The 12947-nt window shown below is 63.1% G+C and carries 15 protein-coding genes; 11 read left to right on the forward strand and 4 right to left on the reverse strand.

Annotated features, from left to right (window positions below; translation table 11 throughout):
* Positions 1–51: 51 nt before the first annotated feature.
* Both NKH05_RS06015 and NKH05_RS06020 read right to left on the reverse strand, forming a co-directional pair.
* Positions 52–1338: a dihydroorotase gene (locus NKH05_RS06015; RefSeq protein WP_023717764.1), complete on the reverse strand. Its 1287-nt coding sequence runs from the start codon at positions 1336–1338 to the stop codon at positions 52–54.
* Positions 1335–2300, reverse strand: coding sequence for an aspartate carbamoyltransferase catalytic subunit (locus tag NKH05_RS06020; RefSeq protein ID WP_352855356.1), 966 nt, complete (start codon positions 2298–2300; stop codon positions 1335–1337). Before NKH05_RS06020 ends, NKH05_RS06015 begins: the two co-directional genes overlap by 4 nt.
* Before the next feature lie 155 nt (positions 2301–2455).
* On the opposite strand from NKH05_RS06020, the gene NKH05_RS06025 reads away from it, so the two are divergent.
* The 3 genes from NKH05_RS06025 to NKH05_RS06035 all read left to right on the forward strand — a co-directional run bounded on the left by NKH05_RS06025 (position 2456) and on the right by NKH05_RS06035 (position 5113).
* On the forward strand, positions 2456–4084 hold the full coding sequence (locus NKH05_RS06025; RefSeq protein ID WP_023717762.1) for a DNA alkylation response protein: 1629 nt from the start codon (positions 2456–2458) through the stop codon (positions 4082–4084).
* Positions 4085–4247: 163 nt separating this feature from the next.
* Complete coding sequence (locus NKH05_RS06030; RefSeq protein ID WP_023717761.1) at positions 4248–4802, forward strand: hypothetical protein; 555 nt, start codon at positions 4248–4250, stop codon at positions 4800–4802.
* Positions 4802–5113 carry a DUF6105 family protein gene (locus NKH05_RS06035; protein WP_023717760.1) on the forward strand — a complete coding sequence of 104 codons (312 nt, stop codon included), beginning with the start codon at positions 4802–4804 and terminating at the stop codon, positions 5111–5113. Before NKH05_RS06030 ends, NKH05_RS06035 begins: the two co-directional genes overlap by 1 nt.
* Here the strand turns inward: NKH05_RS06035 and ruvX are convergent.
* On the reverse strand, positions 5080–5565 hold the full coding sequence (ruvX, locus tag NKH05_RS06040; protein WP_023717759.1) for a Holliday junction resolvase RuvX: 486 nt from the start codon (positions 5563–5565) through the stop codon (positions 5080–5082). The two genes, NKH05_RS06035 and ruvX, sit on opposite strands and share 34 nt — an antisense overlap.
* A gap of 117 nt (positions 5566–5682) precedes the next feature.
* Between ruvX and NKH05_RS06045 the strand changes: the two genes are divergently transcribed.
* From NKH05_RS06045 to NKH05_RS06070, 6 genes are all read left to right on the forward strand, one after another.
* Positions 5683–6390: a metal-dependent hydrolase gene (locus NKH05_RS06045; protein WP_023717758.1), complete on the forward strand. Its 708-nt coding sequence runs from the start codon at positions 5683–5685 to the stop codon at positions 6388–6390.
* 23 nt (positions 6391–6413) lie between these two features.
* Positions 6414–6830 (forward strand): hypothetical protein, encoded by a 417-nt coding sequence (locus NKH05_RS06050; protein ID WP_023717757.1) that lies wholly within the window; start codon positions 6414–6416, stop codon positions 6828–6830.
* Between the two features lie 75 nt (positions 6831–6905).
* Entirely contained in the window at positions 6906–7193 is a 288-nt protein-coding gene (gatC, locus tag NKH05_RS06055; protein WP_023717756.1) for an Asp-tRNA(Asn)/Glu-tRNA(Gln) amidotransferase subunit GatC, read from the forward strand.
* 7 nt (positions 7194–7200) lie between these two features.
* Positions 7201–7659 (forward strand): GNAT family N-acetyltransferase, encoded by a 459-nt coding sequence (locus NKH05_RS06060; protein ID WP_352482278.1) that lies wholly within the window; start codon positions 7201–7203, stop codon positions 7657–7659.
* On the forward strand, positions 7659–9224 hold the full coding sequence (locus NKH05_RS06065; RefSeq protein WP_352587122.1) for an amidase: 1566 nt from the start codon (positions 7659–7661) through the stop codon (positions 9222–9224). Before NKH05_RS06060 ends, NKH05_RS06065 begins: the two co-directional genes overlap by 1 nt.
* A 28-nt stretch (positions 9225–9252) precedes the next feature.
* The gene (locus NKH05_RS06070) at positions 9253–10050 is read left to right on the forward strand and encodes a YdcF family protein (protein WP_023717753.1); all 798 of its coding nucleotides are present in this window, start codon (positions 9253–9255) and stop codon (positions 10048–10050) included.
* Here NKH05_RS06070 and NKH05_RS06075 read toward each other — a convergent pair.
* Complete coding sequence (locus NKH05_RS06075) at positions 10023–10742, reverse strand: DUF599 domain-containing protein (RefSeq protein ID WP_023717752.1); 720 nt, start codon at positions 10740–10742, stop codon at positions 10023–10025. The two genes, NKH05_RS06070 and NKH05_RS06075, sit on opposite strands and share 28 nt — an antisense overlap.
* Before the next feature lie 170 nt (positions 10743–10912).
* On the opposite strand from NKH05_RS06075, the gene NKH05_RS06080 reads away from it, so the two are divergent.
* Both NKH05_RS06080 and NKH05_RS06085 read left to right on the forward strand, forming a co-directional pair.
* Positions 10913–12316: an L-serine ammonia-lyase gene (locus NKH05_RS06080; protein WP_352482280.1), complete on the forward strand. Its 1404-nt coding sequence runs from the start codon at positions 10913–10915 to the stop codon at positions 12314–12316.
* Between the two features lie 85 nt (positions 12317–12401).
* A complete protein-coding gene (locus NKH05_RS06085) occupies positions 12402–12839 on the forward strand; it encodes a DUF1489 family protein (RefSeq protein WP_023717749.1) in 438 nt (145 codons plus the stop codon).
* Positions 12840–12947 lie beyond the last annotated feature (108 nt).

Here is a 12947-nt window from a genome sequence, read left to right on the forward strand (position 1 = left end):
CCCGAAGTTTCCTTGGCTGAACGGATTTGAAGGCGTGACGCCTGTTCCGTCCTAGGCCGAAAACACTGTGCGGCCCGCCACCATCGTTTGCAAGACTTTGCCTTGCAGCCGCGCGCCTTCGAAACAGGTGTTTTTCGAGCGCGAGCGGATGCCGCTCTCGCTGACGATCCATGGCTCGTCCAGATCGACGAGTGCAAGGTCGGCCAAAGCCCCCGGTTTCAGCGTGCCGCCGGGCAGGCTGAACAATCTTGCCGGCGCGGTGGATAAGGTCTCGACCAGCCGGAGCAGCGTCACGTCGCCATTGTGATAGAGCCGCAGCGCCGCGCCCAGCAGCGTTTCCAGCCCGATGGCGCCGGCCGCAGCATCGGCGAAGGGCAGGCGCTTGGTGTCGACGTCCTGCGGGTCGTGCGAGGAGACGATGAGGTCGATGGTGCCGTCCTTGACCGCCTCGATCATCGCCAGCCGGTCTTCCTCGGCGCGCAGCGGCGGCGTCAGCCGGAAGAAGGTGCGGTACTCGCCGACATCATTCTCGTTGAGCGACAGATTGTGGATCGACACGCCTGCTGTGACGTTGGCCCCGTCGGCTTTTGCGCGCGCTACCGCGTCTGCCGCCATAGCCGTCGAGATCTTGGCAGCGTGATAGGAGCCGCCGGTCAGGCGAGCCAGCGCGAGATCGCGCTCCAGGGGGATTGATTCGGCCTCGCGAGGAATGCCGGCAAGGCCAAGCCAGCTTGCGTAAAGGCCTTCGTTCATCACGCCGGCCGAGGCGAGATCGGCGTCCTGGGTTTCATGCGCGATGACGCCGTCGAAATCGCGCGCGTAGGTCAGCGCGCGACGCATCACCAGCGCGCTGGCGATAGAATGCCGGCCGTCGGTGAAGGCGACCGCTCCAGCCTCGCGCAATAGGCCGAATTCGGTCATCTCGCGGCCTTCCAGCCCCTTGGTGATCGCTGCCGCCGGAAAGATGTTGACGATTGCCGTGTCCTTGGCGGTGCGCAGCACAAACTCGACCAGTGCGACATTGTCGATCACCGGGTCGGTATCGGGCATCATGACGATTGAGGTGACGCCGCCCGCCGCCGCAGCAATGCTCGCCGATGCGATGGTTTCGCGGTGTTCGCCGCCCGGTTCGCCGATGAAGACACGTGCATCGATCAGGCCGGGGATGATCGCCTTACCAGCGCACTCGATGATCGTGGCGTCTTCGGGCGCGCCCTGGTTCAAGGCCGCCTTGCCGGCGGCAACGATTTTGCGTCCTTCGACGATGACGGTGCCTATCTCGTCGATGCCGCGCGATGGGTCGACGATGCGGGCGCGGCTGAAGACCGTTATGCTCATGCGCCGCGGCCCTCGTGGTTTCGACGGGGGTCGAGCAGCGCTTCCATCACCGCCATGCGCACGGCGACGCCCATCTCAACCTGTTCCTGGATAACGCTTTGCGGGCCGTCGGCGATCTCGGAGGCGATCTCGACGCCGCGGTTCATCGGGCCGGGATGCATGACCAGCGCACCCTCCTTGGCCGCTTTCAGCTTCTCGGCGTCGAGCCCGAAATAGCGGAAATATTCACGCACCGAGGGTACGAAAGCGCCTTCCATGCGTTCGCGCTGCAGGCGCAACATCATCACCACGTCGGCGTCCTTCAGACCCTCGCCCATCGAGCGGGTGACGATGACGCCCATCTTCTCGATGCCGGCGGGCAAAAGCGTCGAAGGGGCGACGACCCGTACTTGGGCACCGAGTGCGTTGAGCAGAATGATATTGGAGCGGGCCACGCGCGAATGCAGGATGTCACCGCAGATCGCCACGATCAGCTTCGACAACGGACCCTTGGCGCGGCGGATGGTCAGCGCGTCGAGCAGCGCCTGCGTTGGATGTTCATGAGCGCCGTCGCCGGCATTGACCACCGAGCAGCCGACCTTTTGAGCAAGAAGTGCCGCCGCGCCCGCCGATTGGTGGCGGATGATCAATATGTCGGGGCGCATGGCGTTCAGCGTTATCGCGGTATCGATCAGCGTCTCGCCCTTCTTCACCGACGAGCTTGCCACCGACATGTTCATGACGTCGGCGCCGAGCCGTTTGCCGGCCAGCTCGAACGACGATTGCGTACGGGTCGAGGCTTCGTAGAAGAGATTGATCTGGGTGCGGCCGCGCAGCGTCGATGTCTTCTTGTCCGATTGCCGCGAGATGGCAACGGCCCGGTCCGCCCGGTCGAGCAGAAGCTCGATGTCGGCGGGGGAAAGATCGCGGATGCCTAGAAGATGGCGGTGGGGATAAAGTGGAAGGGACGATGCGTCAGTCATCTCAAGTCGCTGCTATAGGGGGGAGGCTCCGCGGCTGCAAGCACCGGCTTGGGATTGGATCGGTTCTCCCCGGTATTTTCGTCGCGCGCCGCCGGCCATAGGCTATAAACCGCGATGACTTTGGATTCGCAGACTTCAGGTGATAAGGACGAAGCGTGACCGACGACGTGACCAACCAGCCGCCGCCGCTGGCCGGCGGCAACGCCTGGCGGGGCGATCCGTTGCTGATCCAGCTTGCCGAGCGCTTTTCCGATCCGGTGCGCAAGGACCTCGACGGGCTTGGCCGTTTCGTTTTGACGCATGAGGCGCAGGAGCTGGCCCGTCTTGCCAATGTCGAGACGCCGAAGCTCAGGACCCATGATCGCCAGGGCCGGCGCATCGACCAGGTCGAGTTCCACCCCGCCTATCACGCGCTGATGCGCCGCTCGGTCGCCAACGGGCTGCATTCGTCGGTCTGGGAGAATGGCGACGCCGAGATCGGCCGCCGCCACCAGGTGCGCGCCGCGCGCTTTTACCTCACGGCTGAGCTCGAAACCGGGCATCTTTGCCCGATCACCATGACCAGCGCTTCGCTGGCAGCGCTGATGGCCAGCCCGAAGCTGTTTCGCGAATGGGCGCCTCGGGTGACGACGCGCAAATACGATCAGGGCCAAAAGCCGCCGGTCGAAAAAGCCGGGCTGACGCTCGGCATGGGCATGACCGAGAAGCAAGGCGGTACCGATGTTCGTGCCAACGTCACCAAGGCCGAGCGCGCCGGCAGCGGTTTTTATCGCCTGACCGGCCACAAATGGTTCATGTCGGCGCCGATGTCGGATGCCTTCCTGGTGCTCGGACAGGCGCCGGAGGGACTGTCGTGCTTTCTCGTTCCCCGCTTGCTTGGCGACGGATCCGGCAACGGCTTCCGCTTTCAGCGGCTGAAGGACAAGCTCGGCAACCGCTCCAATGCGTCCTCCGAGGTGGAATTCGTCAATGCCATCGGCGAGATGGTTGGCGAGCCCGGCGCCGGCGTGAAGACGATCATGGACATGGTGACCCTGACGCGGCTCGACTGTGCCGTCGCCTCCTCGGCGATCATGCGGGCCGGACTGGCCGAGGCCGTCCACCATACGCGCCACCGCCAGGTGTTCGGAACCAATCTGATCGAGCAGCCGCTGATGCAGCGTGTTCTGGCCGACATGGCGCTCGACGTTGCCGCCGCTACCGCGCTGTCGTTCCGGCTGGCGCGCTCCTTCGACGAGGCGGCCGGCGACCGCGGCGAGGCGGCCTTCGCCCGCGCCATGACGCCGGTCGTCAAATACTGGGTCTGCAAGATTGCGCCGCCGCTGCTCTATGAGGCGATGGAATGCCTCGGCGGCAATGGCTATGTCGAGGAGGGGCCGCTCGCCCGCTACTATCGCGAAGCTCCGGTCAACGCGATCTGGGAGGGTTCAGGCAACGTCATGGCGCTCGACGTGTTGCGAGTGCTCGGCCGCGCGCCAGGCCTGTTCGATGACGTGCTGGCCGGCATCGACCGCGATCTCGGCGCTGGCGGACGCGGCACCGTCGGCGTGCTCAAGGCAGCAATGCAGGTCGCTGCAACCGACGAGGGCTCAGCGCGGCTGTTGACCGAGCAATTAGCATTGTCGGCGGCGGCGGCAGAGCTTCGCAGGCTGGGGGCAGGGCGGATCGCCGACGCCTTCGTCGAGACGCGCCTCGCCGGCCAGTGGCGCAACACCTATGGAATGCTCGATTCGCGCCACGATGCGCGGATGATCATCGACACGCTCTACCCGCCGATCAACTAGTGCCGTCGCCCGGGTCGTAGCCGCTTTTTTTCGCGCGCCCTGTGGATGATCGTTAACCTTAACAAATGGTTTCCATTGCGGCGGCCGGTGGCAAAGCCCAGTGTTATGGTTAAGGCAAGGACTGTTCGGCTGAGCGGTCTTTGTCCTGCGAAGCAGGAGCGTCATGCGGCATATTTTGAGCTCTTTTCTGGCATTGCATTGGGCGGCCGTTTTCGCCCTGCTGGCGTTCATTTGCATCGATGGGAATCGTGGCGTCGCGGCGGCCCTTGGCGTGCTCGGCGTTCCCGTCCAGAACACTCGCTTTGCCGATCTTGAAAACGCCGTCGTCGTGGCGCCGCTCGCCGTGGCATTGCTTGTCGTCGCGGTGCTGTTCTGCTGGGCCTTTGTTGAAGCATTGACCAGCGACGCCACCAACCCGGACCCAGCCGACAGTGTTGTGCGGATCGCCTTCATCTCGGCCTCGGGCGTGCTGTCGTTGATCGTCATCGGCGGCGCTGCGCAAGGCATCAATGGGCTGTTCATGGTTGTCGCCGTGCAATTGGCGGCACTTCTGGCGTCATATGTCGCGATGCTCGCCGAGCGGCGCTCAGCCGCTGCCGCGGCAGTTCCAGTGACCGGCGAAATCCGCGCGGCCGCGCATATCATGGCCAAGGCAGCGGCGTACAATTCCTCGCTTGCGCGCATTTCGGGCCGGCCGGATTCGAGGGACGATCGCTGATGCGCACCTTGTTCGCGCTGTGGGCGGCTCCGCTCCTCCTGTTCTGGGGCTGGTTCTTTCTGTCGCTCAACGACATCAATTTCGGCTATGTCATGCTGAGCCGCCAATTGCACGATCTCGTTTTCCAGCTTTATGGGCAGATGCTCGGCGTCGATCCGGCGCTCATCCCGGGCATGGTGGCGAAGGCTTGCGTCTTCGACGGCCTACTGCTGATGGCGTTCTGGGCATTTCGCCGCCGCAAGGCGATCGGCAGCTGGATCAAGGCAACGCGCAATCGCTATTTCGACCAGGCATCGACTCCGAGCGCCTGAAGCCGGTCGAGAACACCCTGCAGGATGAAGGCCGCCGCCGCTGAATCGATCTTGCCGGCGCGTTTCTTGCGGGAAAAATCCATCTCGATCAGTGTCCGCTCGGCCGCCACCGTCGACAGCCTTTCGTCCCAAAAGACGAACGGCAGATCGGTCAATCCAGCCATGTTGCGGACGAAAGCGCGGGATTTTTGGGCGCGTGGGCCTTCCGAGCCGTCCATGTTGATGGGGAGGCCGATCACCACTGCGCCGGCATTTTCCTTCTGCAGCAGAGCGAGCAGCACCGCGGCATCGAGCGAGAATTTCTTGCGCATGATGACAGGGCGCGGGTGCGCGAAGGACAAGCCGCGGTCCGAAACCGCCACGCCGATCGTCTTGTCGCCGAGGTCAAGCCCAGCCAGGGTCTTGCCGCCGCCGAGCCGGCCCGGCAACTCCTCGATCGTGATGATGCCCAACGGCTTTTCCTTTGACCGCGACGCCGCACTTCCTATACGCGCAACATATGCCGCGGCACTTTAATTTCGCCGTCGGCGTTCTAGCCTCTACCGAAGCAAAAATCGAGGAAGGTATTGATGAAACTTACCTGGTACGGACACTCGGCATTCCGCGTCGAAATCGAAGGCGCGAAAATCCTCATCGACCCGTATCTGGTCGGCAATCCGTCATGGACAGGCGGCTGGGAAGAGCCGGCCGAAGGGGTCACGCACGTGTTGCTTACCCATGGCCACAGCGACCACATCAGCGGCGCCGTCGAAGTGCTCAAGAAAAGCGGCGCGATGCTTGTCGCCAATTTCGAGATTTGCATGTACCTGGTCGGCAAAGGCGTCAGTGACAAGCAAATCAATCCCGGCAATATCGGCGGTACCGTCGATTGCGGCGGCTTCACCACCACTTTCGTTCAGGCTCTGCATTCATCGTCCTTTCTAGGCGAGAGCGGCCAGAACACCTATCTCGGCAATCCGGGCGGGCTCGTCCTGCACTTCCCCGAGGATAAGACGCTCTACCATATGGGCGACACAGACATCTTTTCCGATATGGCGCTGATCAACGAGTTGCATGAGCCGAAGATCGGCATCGTGCCGATCGGCGACCGCTTCACCATGGGTGGCGCGGTGGCAGCTCTTGCCTGCCAGCGTTTCTTCAAGTTCGAGACGGTCGTTCCCGCTCACTTCGGCACATTTCCGATGATAGATCAGACCGCCGACAAGTTTGTGGCCGGGCTGGACGGATCGGGTGTGAAAGTGGCGTTGCCGAAGATCGGCGAGACGATTACGCTGTAGGAATAGCGAACCGGAATGACGACATGGGTCTGAGAAACTCTCTTTGCATTTCTATGCTGGTTGCCGCATCGCCGGCGCTGGCCGCCGAGGATTTCATCGAGGGCATCTATCTGCAATCGGAGGATCTCTGCGCGCAGGCCAAAAAGGATACGCTGCAGACGGTGATCGAGGGCGGCAATATCGTACTGTCGGCAAACGGATTGGAAAGCATCGAATATAACTGCGAGTTCCTGCAGATCACCAAGGCGACACGGTCGCCAAGCTGGGCGGTGACCGCCATCTGCCAGGAGCCGGGCTACGTCTTTCCGGATGTTCTCTCACTGACTCAGATGAACCCGAAGCAGATCGACCTGGTTTCGGTTCGGCCTGCCGCGGACGAAAGCGAGCAGAGCGGCAACGGTGGCAGCTATTTCCTCTGCGACGGCGTGGCGATGCCGTAGGGCAGTTGTCGGCACGATGCATGTTGCGCGGCACGCGCTGCGCCGCTATAGCGCTGGTTTTCCCCGAGGCACAACATGTCCGTTGATATTAAAACCGTGAAGCGCGTCGCGCACCTTGCCCGCATTGCGGTGAGCGAGGAGGATGCAGAGCGCATGACCGGCGAATTGAACGCCATTTTGGGCTTTGTCGAGCAGTTGAACGAGGTCGATGTTTCCGGCGTCGAGCCGATGACCTCGGTCACGCCGATGGCAATGAAGAAGCGCCAGGACGTCGTCACCGACGGCAGCAAGGCAGCCGACATCGTCGCCAACGCGCCGGCAACCGAAGAGAACTTCTTTCTCGTGCCAAAGGTCGTGGAGTAGCTGGCCGATGGTAATCGAGATCGCCGCGGAGACGCCGCTGCAGGACGATGTGCGTGGGCTGGTCGAGGAGCTCAACGCCACATTGCTGGAGTTGACGCCGCCGGAGCATTGCTACCATTTGACGGTCGAGCAGATGGCGGACCGCGACACGACCGTCTTCATCGCCCGCGATAACGGCCTTGCCATCGGTTGCGGCGCGCTGAAGCGCCACGATGCTGTCGTCGGCGAGGTCAAGCGTATGTATACGCGGCCTTCGCATCGCGGCCGCAAAATCGGTGCGATGATCGTCGAGCGGATTGAGGGCTTGGCGCGCCAAGAAGGGCTGAAGCGTCTGGTGCTGGAGACGGGCGACCGTCATCCCGCCGCCTGGACCGTCTACGAACGCGCCGGTTTTTCGCGCTGTGGGCCGGTGCTGAATTATCCCAATTCCGAGTGGTCGGTGTTTTACGAAAAGAGTCTTGCCTGATGAGCGACCTGACCCAGCTGACGATTTCGCAGGCCCGCGCCAAATTGCGCTCCAGGGAGATCACCGCCACCGAAGTCACCGAGGCTTATCTTTCGGCTATCGAGCGAGCCAATCCGGCGCTCAATGCCTATGTGGTGGTCACTGGCGACAAAGCGCGCGACATGGCCAAGGCCTCCGACGCGAAACTGGCCAAGGGCGAGGGCGGGTCGCTCGAGGGTATCCCGCTCGGCATCAAGGATCTGTTCGGCACCGAAGGCGTCCACACCCAGGCCTGCAGCCACGTGCTTGACGGGTTCAAGCCGCGCTACGAATCGACTATCACCGCCAATCTGTGGGCGGATGGCGCCGTCATGCTCGGCAAGCTCAACATGGACGAGTTCGCCATGGGCTCGTCCAACGAGACCTCGTATTACGGGCCTGTCATCAACCCGTGGCGGCGTTCGCGGCTCGACACGGTGGTAATGCCGACGACACATCAGGGCGAGGGCGGCTTCGTTTCGGCGGGCGGCACCAGGACCGCGCGCACGTTGGACAATGCCCAGCTGGTGCCGGGCGGTTCGTCCGGTGGCTCGGCATCAGCCGTCTCGGCCTTCCTGTGCGCCGGCGCTACCGCCACCGACACCGGCGGCTCGATCCGCCAGCCCGCCGCCTTCACCGGCACGGTCGGCATTAAGCCGACCTATGGCCGCTGCTCGCGTTGGGGCGTCGTCGCCTTCGCCTCGTCGCTCGACCAGGCCGGGCCGATCGCGCGCGACGTGCGCGATGCCGCGATCCTGTTGAACTCGATGGCTTCGGTCGACCCGAAGGACACGACCTCCGTCGACCTGCCGGTGCCGGATTACGAGGCGGCGATCGGCCGCTCGATCAAGGGGATGAAGGTCGGCATCCCCAAGGAATACCGTGTCGACGGCATGCCCGAGGAGATCGAGGCGTTGTGGCAGAAGGGCATTGCCTGGCTGAGGGATGCCGGCGCCGAGATTGTCGACATCTCGCTGCCGCACACGAAATACGCGCTGCCGGCCTATTACATTGTTGCGCCCGCCGAAGCCTCGTCCAACCTCGCCCGTTACGACGGCGTCCGCTATGGATTGCGCGTGCCCGGCAAGGACATTGTCGACATGTATGAAAAGACCCGCGCCGCCGGCTTCGGGCGTGAGGTCAAGCGCCGCATCATGATCGGCACCTATGTGCTTTCCGCTGGCTACTACGATGCCTACTATCTGCAGGCGCAGAAGGTTCGTAACCTGATCAAGCGCGATTTCGAAAATGTGTTTGTCGCAGGTGTCGACGTCATCCTGACGCCGGCAACGCCGTCCGCCGCCTTCGGCATCGCAGACGAAGACATGGCCGCCGACCCGGTCAAGATGTATCTCAACGACATCTTTACGGTGACGGTGAACATGGCCGGCTTGCCCGGCATCGCGGTTCCGGCCGGGCTCGACGCCAAGGGGCTGCCACTCGGCCTGCAGCTGATCGGCCGGCCTTTCGACGAGGAAACGCTGTTCCAGACCGCCCATGTCATCGAACAGGCGGCCGGCACATTTCAGCCGGAAAAATGGTGGTAGGATCGTTTCTCATCTGAGGGGGTGAGGGATGTTCTTCTATGTCTCCAAGGTCCTGTGGCTCTTCGTCCAGCCGCTTAATCTCGCGATCATCCTGCTGCTGGCTGGATTGCTTGCGGCATTGGTCGGGCGCAAAAGGCTATTTGCCACCGGCAGCGTGCTGGCCTTCCTTGTCCTGGCACTGTCAGCATGGACCTCGCTCGGCGCAGTGATGCTCAATCCGCTCGAGGAGCGTTTCCCTAAGCCACCCCTGCCGGAAAGGGTTGACGGAATCGTTGTGCTCGGCGGCGGTATGGACGGCGCCATCAATTTCGTTCGCGGCGGTTATGAACTCAACGCCAGTGGCGATCGAATTGTCGAGGCAGCCGTGCTGGCGCGGCGTTTTCCGACAGCGAGAGTCGTCATTTCAGGCGGCCCCGTTGCAATAATCGGTGAGGACGAAGGCGACTCAACCACGGCGCCACGCGTACTCACTGCGCTCGGCGTGGCGGCCGATCGTCTGATCCTGGAAGACAAGTCACGCAACACCTACGAGAATGCCGTCTTCACCAAGCGGCTGATTACGCCGAAACCCGGCGAGATCTGGCTGCTGGTGACCTCAGCCTTCCACATGCCGCGCGCCAAGGCGCTGTTCGACAGAGCCGGCTTCCCGACGGTTCCATGGCCGGTCGACTACCGCACCTCCGGTAAGGAAGGTATCAGCCTGTTCCGCAAATCTACCAACGAAGCGCTGCAGACCACGACCATCGCGATTCGCGAATGGATCGGGCTCGTCGCCTATTGGCTGTCGGGCCGCATTGATCAGCCTTTTCCCGGGCCGGGCGGCTGACCGAGCACCGCCTGCCGCGCCGCCGAGAAAAATTGGCGGCGCACCAGCACCGCCAGAAGCAGCAGCGTCGATAGCACGAAAACGGCGGGATCGACGAACCAGCCAAGATAACCGATCGAGAAGAACACGCCGCGCAGCCCGGAATTGAAATGCTTCCCGGCCAGCATGTTCATGCGGGCCGCGCGCCACACCGCCGTTTCGGTGACCGGATTGCGCGACGCCTCGCCATGCGGAATCGGCACCGCGCCGATCAGGATCGAGCAATAGTTGAACAGCCGGTAAGCCCAGCCGAACTTGAAGAAGGAAAAGGCCAGGATCAGCACCAGCCCGAACACCTTCGTCTGGAAGGCGGCGCGTGAGGATGTGGCGCCAAACGGCAGGTCGCTCAGCACAGTGAGAACCTGATCGGAAGTGCCGAGCAAGGCAAAACAGCCGCCGATCGCAATTAGCGAACTGGAGGCAAAGAAGGCGGTCCCCTGTTGCAGGCCGCTCATGATGGCGGTGTCGACGATGCGGATCTCGCGTTCGGCCATGGTCCTCATCCAGGCCTCGCGCTGCGCGTTCATCGCCCTCGTCAGCGACATGCGGCTGACCAGCATTCCGTCGGCGGCGAGCGTATGCAGCACCCACGCGGCAAGGAAGAACCCCAGCGCAGCAAGGTCGGCCGTCGATAAATGAAAGGAATCGCTCATGCGGTGCTTTTACCACAGGCGGAGGGGACGCTTCGATGGCCGAAGCCGGAATGTCGCTGCCGGAGCAAACAAGGTCGGCAGGCGCAGCGCCGCGATCTTCAAAACAGCGGAAAACATCATGGGAATTCCTATATGTAGATCTCAACAGGGTCCCAGGAGAAAACGCCCACGTGTTCCTTTCGGTTTTCGACCTGTTCAAGATCGGCATCGGCCCATCGAGTTCGCACACGATGGGGCCGATGACGGCTGCGCGGCGGTTTCTCGACGAGATTGCGGGAGACGACTGGCCGCGTCCGGCCGACGCCAGGGTCGACCGAATCGCGGCCAGCCTGCATGGCTCGCTCGCCTATACCGGTATCGGCCATGGCTCCGATCGCGCCGTGGTGCTCGGCCTCGCCGGCCAGACGCCGCAGACGGTGGATCCTGACCACGCCGACGGCATCGCCGCTCGCATCGCCGCCGAGAAGCGGATTTCGCCGCCCGGCCATCCGTCCTATCGTTTCGACCCGGCAACGGATCTGGTGCTGGATCGCAAGACGCCGCTGCCGGGTCACGCCAATGGCATGGCGTTTTCTGCCTATGATGCCGGAGACCGGTTGCTGCTGAGGCGCGTCTACTATTCGATCGGCGGCGGCTTTGTCGTTTCCGAGGAAGAATTGCAGCGGATGAAGGCGAGGGGCTCGGCGACAACCGAAGGCAAGAAGGTTCCATATCCGTTCAAGAACGCCGTCGAAATGCTCTCAATGGCAGCGAAAAGTGGCCTTTCCATCGCCGAGATGAAGCGCGTCAACGAGGAGACGCAGATGTCGCGCGAGGAGCTCGACGCCGGCCTCGACGGCATTTGGAGCGCCATGAAGGGATGCATCGAGCGCGGCCTGTCGCAAGACGGCATCATGCCCGGCGGACTGAAGGTGCGCCGCCGTGCCCGGATGCTGCACGACAAGTTGCAGGAGCAATGGCAGCAGAACCGGCCCAACCCGCTGCTCGCCAATGACTGGCTGTCGATCTATGCAATGGCGGTCAACGAGGAGAACGCCGCCGGCGGCCGTGTCGTCACCGCGCCAACCAATGGGGCGGCCGGCACTCTGCCCGCGGTGTTGCGCTATTGGCTGCATTTCCATCCCGAAGCCGACCAGCCAAGTATCCGCGATTTCCTGCTGACGGCGGCGGCCGTTGGCGGCATCATCAAGACCAATGCTTCGATCTCGGGGGCCGAGGTAGGCTGCCAGGGCGAGGTCGGTTCGGCTTCGGCGATGGCTGCGGCGGGATTGTGCGCCGTCATGGGCGGCACGCCCGAGCAGGTCGAGAACGCTGCCGAAATCGCGCTGGAACATCATCTCGGCATGACCTGCGATCCGGTCGGCGGCCTGGTGCAGGTGCCGTGCATCGAGCGCAACGCGCTTGGCGCTGTCAAGGCGGTGACCGCCGCTTCGCTGGCCATCAAGGGCGATGGCGTTCATTTCGTGCCGCTCGATGCGGCGATCGAGACGATGCGCCAGACCGGCCTCGACATGAACGAAAAGTACAAGGAAACCAGCCTTGGCGGATTGGCCGTCAATGTCGTGGAGTGCTGAGCGCCAGTCTGGCGGCCTGGACCACCACTGTGGAGAAGTCGATCAGGCCGTTGACGCGTTCGCGTGCTGGGCTAAACCTTAAACGATGTCTCTCAATCTCATAAAGCTTTGCGTCGGCTGTGACAGCGTCGAGGATCTGGAAGAGTGGATTGCCTTCCGCCTCGACGAGCGGCGCCGCGCCGGCGAACCGGCCGAACACTACCACACCACCCGCATGGTGCCGACGCGCGGCGCCGAGATCACCGACGGCGGCTCGCTCTACTGGGTGGTCAAGGGCAATGTCCAATGCCGTCAGCTGATCACCGAAATCCGGCCCTTCACTGATGACGATGGCATCGGCCGCTGCCATCTGATCCTCGATCCCGAGGTCGTGCGCACCGACTGGCAGCCGCGCCGTGCATTCCAAGGGTGGCGCTACCTGAAGCCGGCGGACGCGCCGGCCGATCTCGGCAAGGGCAAAGCCGGGCTGATCGAAATGCCGCCGAAGCTCAGGCGTGAGCTTGCCGATCTCGGCCTACTCTGACGCCAAGAACCGTAACGCCAAGGGCACCGGCCGAACGCTTGTCCGCAGTTGCCATCATCACCGGTCCTGCAGGTCGCCTGATCTGGGCTTGCAAGCTGGGGAACAACG

The organism is Mesorhizobium sp. M1399 (assembly GCF_040317735.1).
Lineage (GTDB): Bacteria > Pseudomonadota > Alphaproteobacteria > Rhizobiales > Rhizobiaceae > Mesorhizobium.

Coding starts and splice junctions, on each gene's coding strand:
- NKH05_RS06085 (WP_023717749.1), top strand. CDS start 12,402: ATGTCTCTCAATCTCATAAAGCTTTGCGTCGGCTGTGACAGCGTCGAG.
- NKH05_RS06070 (WP_023717753.1), top strand. CDS start 9,253: ATGTTCTTCTATGTCTCCAAGGTCCTGTGGCTCTTCGTCCAGCCGCTT.
- NKH05_RS06030 (WP_023717761.1), top strand. CDS start 4,248: ATGCGGCATATTTTGAGCTCTTTTCTGGCATTGCATTGGGCGGCCGTT.
- NKH05_RS06075 (WP_023717752.1), bottom strand. CDS start 10,742: ATGAGCGATTCCTTTCATTTATCGACGGCCGACCTTGCTGCGCTGGGG.
- NKH05_RS06015 (WP_023717764.1), bottom strand. CDS start 1,338: ATGAGCATAACGGTCTTCAGCCGCGCCCGCATCGTCGACCCATCGCGC.
- NKH05_RS06060 (WP_352482278.1), top strand. CDS start 7,201: ATGGTAATCGAGATCGCCGCGGAGACGCCGCTGCAGGACGATGTGCGT.
- NKH05_RS06050 (WP_023717757.1), top strand. CDS start 6,414: ATGGGTCTGAGAAACTCTCTTTGCATTTCTATGCTGGTTGCCGCATCG.
- NKH05_RS06045 (WP_023717758.1), top strand. CDS start 5,683: ATGAAACTTACCTGGTACGGACACTCGGCATTCCGCGTCGAAATCGAA.
- gatC (WP_023717756.1), top strand. CDS start 6,906: ATGTCCGTTGATATTAAAACCGTGAAGCGCGTCGCGCACCTTGCCCGC.
- NKH05_RS06020 (WP_352855356.1), bottom strand. CDS start 2,300: ATGACTGACGCATCGTCCCTTCCACTTTATCCCCACCGCCATCTTCTA.
- NKH05_RS06065 (WP_352587122.1), top strand. CDS start 7,659: ATGAGCGACCTGACCCAGCTGACGATTTCGCAGGCCCGCGCCAAATTG.
- NKH05_RS06035 (WP_023717760.1), top strand. CDS start 4,802: ATGCGCACCTTGTTCGCGCTGTGGGCGGCTCCGCTCCTCCTGTTCTGG.